This is a genomic window from Chitinophaga sp. (genome assembly GCF_036569125.1).
Lineage (GTDB): Bacteria > Bacteroidota > Bacteroidia > Chitinophagales > Chitinophagaceae > Chitinophaga.
On record NZ_DATCRF010000520.1, the window covers coordinates 1 to 4,715 of the forward strand.

The 4,715-nt window shown below is 47.3% G+C and carries 5 protein-coding genes; 3 read left to right on the forward strand and 2 right to left on the reverse strand.

The window, feature by feature from the left end:
- A partial coding sequence (locus tag VIM87_RS19645) for a transketolase (protein ID WP_331998646.1) occupies positions 1-1,733 on the forward strand: 1,733 nt, incomplete at its 5' end.
- Here the strand turns inward: VIM87_RS19645 and VIM87_RS19650 are convergent.
- Both VIM87_RS19650 and VIM87_RS19655 read right to left on the reverse strand, forming a co-directional pair.
- The gene (locus VIM87_RS19650; RefSeq protein WP_331998647.1) at positions 1,705-3,375 is read right to left on the reverse strand and encodes a serine hydrolase domain-containing protein; all 1,671 of its coding nucleotides are present in this window, start codon (positions 3,373-3,375) and stop codon (positions 1,705-1,707) included. The two genes, VIM87_RS19645 and VIM87_RS19650, sit on opposite strands and share 29 nt — an antisense overlap.
- A gap of 75 nt (positions 3,376-3,450) precedes the next feature.
- Positions 3,451-3,795, reverse strand: a complete 345-nt coding sequence (locus tag VIM87_RS19655) for a helix-turn-helix domain-containing protein (RefSeq protein ID WP_331998648.1) — start codon at positions 3,793-3,795, stop codon at positions 3,451-3,453.
- Positions 3,796-3,927: 132 nt separating this feature from the next.
- Between VIM87_RS19655 and VIM87_RS19660 the strand changes: the two genes are divergently transcribed.
- Positions 3,928-4,293, forward strand: coding sequence for a DoxX family protein (locus VIM87_RS19660; protein WP_331998649.1), 366 nt, complete (start codon positions 3,928-3,930; stop codon positions 4,291-4,293).
- A gap of 90 nt (positions 4,294-4,383) precedes the next feature.
- Entirely contained in the window at positions 4,384-4,602 is a 219-nt protein-coding gene (locus tag VIM87_RS19665) for a hypothetical protein (RefSeq protein ID WP_331998650.1), read from the forward strand.
- The last annotated feature ends 113 nt before the right edge of the window (positions 4,603-4,715 follow it).

Sequence of the window (4,715 nt, forward strand, 5' to 3'; positions counted from 1 at the left end):
CCGCTGTACTGTTTGATAAATACTTCACTTATGATATTGCAGATCCGCTGAATAATTATAACGACCGGTTTGTGCTTCCAAAAGGCCATGCAGCTCCTTTGCTGTATGCCCTGTTCGGTGTGGCCGGCGCCTATCCGCTGGATGAGCTAAAGACATTACGCAAATTCGGCAGCCGTTTCCAGGGCCATCCCGTGCCTAAATTTGTTTACGCAGAGGCAGCTACCGGCTCCCTTGGGCAAGGGTTATCAGTAGGGGCGGGGCTTGCGTTAACAGCCAAAAGGGAAGGCCTTCCCACCAAAACTTTTGTACTTACCGGTGATGGGGAGCTGGCCGAAGGACAGATCTGGGAAGCGGCCAATTTTGCTGCCCATGAAAAGCTGGATAACCTGGTGGCCATTCTGGATATTAACCGCCTGGCGCAAAGTCAGCCAACAATGTTCGGCCATCATATGGATGAATATGTGAACCGCTTTCAGGCATTTGGTTTTGAAGTAATATCCATAGATGGCCACAATTACGAAGAGATTGACCAGGCATTTGAAAAAGCGGTAAATAATAAAAGCGGCAAGCCCACCGCCATTGTAGCAAAAACAATTAAAGGAAAAGGTATTTCTTTCCTGGAAGATAAGGATGGCTGGCATGGTAAAGCCTTAAAGAAAGAGGAGCTTCAGAAAGCGCTGGAAGAATTGGGCGATGTGGATGACCAGGCGCGGTTTGCGTTGAAGAAACCTTCGGGAAAATTAATGCCGGTAAATACAGATGCGAAATACCAGCTGGCAACCGCTTTTGAAAAAGGCAAGGCATATGCAACACGGGAAGTGTTTGGTGAAGTACTGGCCTCACTTGTGGAACAGAACAAGAACATTTATGTGCTGGACGGAGATGTAATGAACTCAACCTTCACGGAAGATGTAAAGAAGAAAACACCGGATCATTTCATTGAAGGTTATATCGCGGAACAGAATATGGTATCCGTAGCGGCAGGTTTATCCAGGTTAGGCCGGGTGCCTTTTGCCGCCACTTTCGGCGCATTTTTTACCAGGGCTGCAGACCAGGTACGGATGGCCCGTGTATCGGAAGCCAATATCAAATTTGCAGGCTCCCATGTAGGTGTTTCCATAGGGGAGGATGGCCCTTCACAGATGGCGCTGGAAGACATTGCACTGTTTGGCGCATTGCCCGGCGCTGTTGTATTACAGCCTGCGGATGCCTGGTGTACCGCAAGCCTGGTGCAGGAAATGGCCGCCCATCCCGGCATTGTTTACATGCGTACTTTAAGGCCTAAAACGGACCTGCTATATAGTGAAGATGAACATTTTGACATCGGTGGCTCGAAGCTTTTACGCCATTCAGATCAGGATGAGCTCACCGTGGCTGCTACCGGTATTACCGTGTTTGAAGCGCTTAAAGCGGCAGCGGAGCTTGAAAAAGAGAACATTCATATACGGGTGCTGGATTGCTATTCCATACATCCCATCGACGCTGCTGCATTGCATGAAAGTGTGCATGCCACCAAACAAAATTTACTGATAACGGTAGAGGACCATTTTGAACATGGGGGTATGGGCGATTTTGCTGCAGCAGCCCTGTCAGAAACCGGCGCTCATATCGTTAAAATGGCGGTGCGGGACATTTCTCAATCCGGTACAAAAGATGAGCTGCTGCATGCTGCAGGTATAGATGCGGATCATATAGCGCAAAAGGTCAGGGAGCTTTGTGCGGTGACTGCATAGCAATACTTTCAAAAAGTATATTCTTTATTCTCCCATTGGTAAGCCGGAAACCGGTTACCTTTTTTTGTGCGTTTGTCAGGAAATTAATGGTGCCGTTGTTACTGCTGAATTTCCCGGCAACAGCCAGGTCCGGATCGAAAGTAAAATCACCTAAACGCATGTGATGCGCAACCAGCTTACCATCTTTTACAGAGAGCTGGTAGGCGGTTTCCAGCTCTTTGCTATAATAGGTGCCGGCATATTGATCCAGCTGTGAAGGGTTAATTTTAACCGGTATTACCCTTGGGGCAATGATCCCCCGGTATTTTAGTGCGCCTGCTTTCTCTTTTATTTCCCTGAAAGTAACAGATGAATTGTAGGCCGGCACCCATAGCACGGTATCGGATTTCAGATCGGTGGGGAACTTATCTTCGCCATTTGCCTGTACCATTATACGGCCGTTCTCCAGAGTGAAAGTTACATACCAGCCAACGCCCAGCTGGTAGCTGCCAACATATTTTTTCAATAGCAGGGTATCAACAGTAACGTTGGGCAGCTTACTAAGGTTTTCACGCTTGGGGCCGGATGCAATTTTATCGTTTAAGAACAGTTTTGCAATGGCATTGGTATTGGAGTAAACGTCGAAATTGCCATCATTGCTAAGCAAAATGACCGCAAGCTTTTGATCCGGGAAATTGGAAATGGTGGTGCGGAAGCCTGCCCAGCCGCCATCATGCGCAATATTGGTGATGCCGTTACGCCGGCTCACCTGCAGGCCATAGGCATAATCGATCTTTTGTTTGTTATTGAGCGTGTCTGTTTCTATCATCCTTAGGTACACAGGATCTTTTTGTTCCAGCGCCTGCTGAAAATGTATAACCCATTTAGCCAGATCTTCGGCGGTGGAAAATATTGAGCTGGAACCCAGGGCCGTAAGGGCGTCGTTGCTCTTAAAGTATTTGTTATCGTTAGCATAATAGGAGCTGGCCACATGGCTGATGACCATTGAATAATCGCTTTGCACCAGGGATGCGCGCATATTCAGTGGTTTAAAGATATGCGCATCGATCCATTCGGGGAATGGAGTGCCGCTTACTTTGGCTACAATGGCTGCCAGCAGGTTATAGCCGGTATTGGAATAGGAATATTGCGAGCCTGGCTCAAAATCCAGCTCCCGCTGCTGCTTAACCATGCGCATAATGTCCTCATAGCTGAAGCTCTCATCCCAGCGCCAGCCGGCCGCATGCAGGGTGGCGGGCCAGTCCCTTAAGCCGCTGGTATGATGGATAAGGTTGCGAATAGTGATTGTTTTGCCAAATTGCGGTACCTCGGGAAGGTATTTATGGATATCATCATCAGGTGATATTTTGCCTTCCTGTATTAAAGTTGAAATGGCAAAGCCGGTGAACTGTTTTGATACAGATGCAAGATCAAAAACCGTTGTGGGGGTAATAGGAATATCGTATTCCAGGTTAGCCATGCCATAGCCTTTTTCAAACAGGATCCTTCCATCCTTTACAATTAAAGCCGCTACGCCCGGGCTGCCGGTACGGGCGTAGGTCTTAAACAGGGAATCAATTTTTGCGGAAAGAGCATCAGGGGTATTTTGTGCAATACCGGTCAAGCCGCTTAAAAGCAGCAACAGGGTATAGTATATTTTCATGGTATGCAGAGGCTTATTATATTATACAATGACGGCCAGCACAGGAAAAAGTTGCATGTTTATGCAGGGCTGATATTATTTTGCAGGCCGCATATGCTCGTTGGCCCATGCCGCCAGGTTATACAAATGCGGCAATAAGCTTTGGCCGGCAGTAGTTAATGAATAATCTACCCGGGGAGGAACTTCCGGGTACATTTGCCGGGAGATAAGGCCATCTTCCAGTAAATTCTTCAGGGTAGCGGTCAGCATCTTTTGCGATATATCTCCAATGGCCTCCTGCAGCTGGTGGTAACGCATAGGGTTTCCTGTTTGCCCAAGGGTAAGCATCACCAGCACCGCCCACTTATCGCCAATGCGGCCGAATACATCTCTTACCGGGCAGAAGTCTACGCTTTCAGAATTTTTAGAAAAGATCCTCATGTTAACTTTTTGATTTTCACTATTACATACCTGCGGGTGTGTAACGCACTTACCGGTGCCTTATTTTTTGATCCTCAAATGGTTCCTACTTTTGCCGCCATCAAACCGGTTACAGCAACCAAATTTATAATTATGAAATTAACTTATCGTATTACTACGGTCATTTTCGTGGTACTTATTTTCTTAACGGCCATTACGGATCTTACCCGGATGGATTTTGTGGCTAAACCGGTAAAACATCTTGGATACCCGGATTATCTGCCCATTATGATCGGCGCGGGAAAGCTGATCGGTATAATTATCTTAAGCATTCCAAAGTACACCCGGTTCAGGGAATGGGCCTATGCCGGTTTTACGGTGCTATTTGTTAGTGCGGCCACTTCGCACGCCATTGTGGGGGATCCTGTTGGGAATGTACTGTCGCCATTGTTGTTAGAAGCTTTGTTGCTGGTATCGTATATCAGCATGGTAAAAACGCCTGGCGCGGATAAAGGATGAATACCTTTGGGGGTGGAAGTTCAGCACTAATTTTGTCCGCTTTGGTGAACTTCCATCTGCTTTGCAGGAGGGTTTGCCGGGTTTTGCTTTATGAAGATAGCAGATCATTGTTCAGCTGCATTCTGTAAAAGAAGCTATTACCTGGTTCAAACCGCTCCTGAACCTGATCTGATCTTCAGCGATATCCAGCCGGGAGATGGTTTGAGCTTTGAGATCTTCCTGGTCCAACCTGTTTCTACACCGGTGATCTTTTGTACTGATTATGTCGAGTATGCGCTGGAAAGGCTAACGGGATCGATTATATTTTAAAGCCTTTCACAACAGAAACGCTGGAACGTTCCCTGGAAGAATACAGCTTCGACCTTCAGCCCAACCTTCAACCTTAACCTCAGCTCTCCACCCTCAGTCACAACCCTTAACCT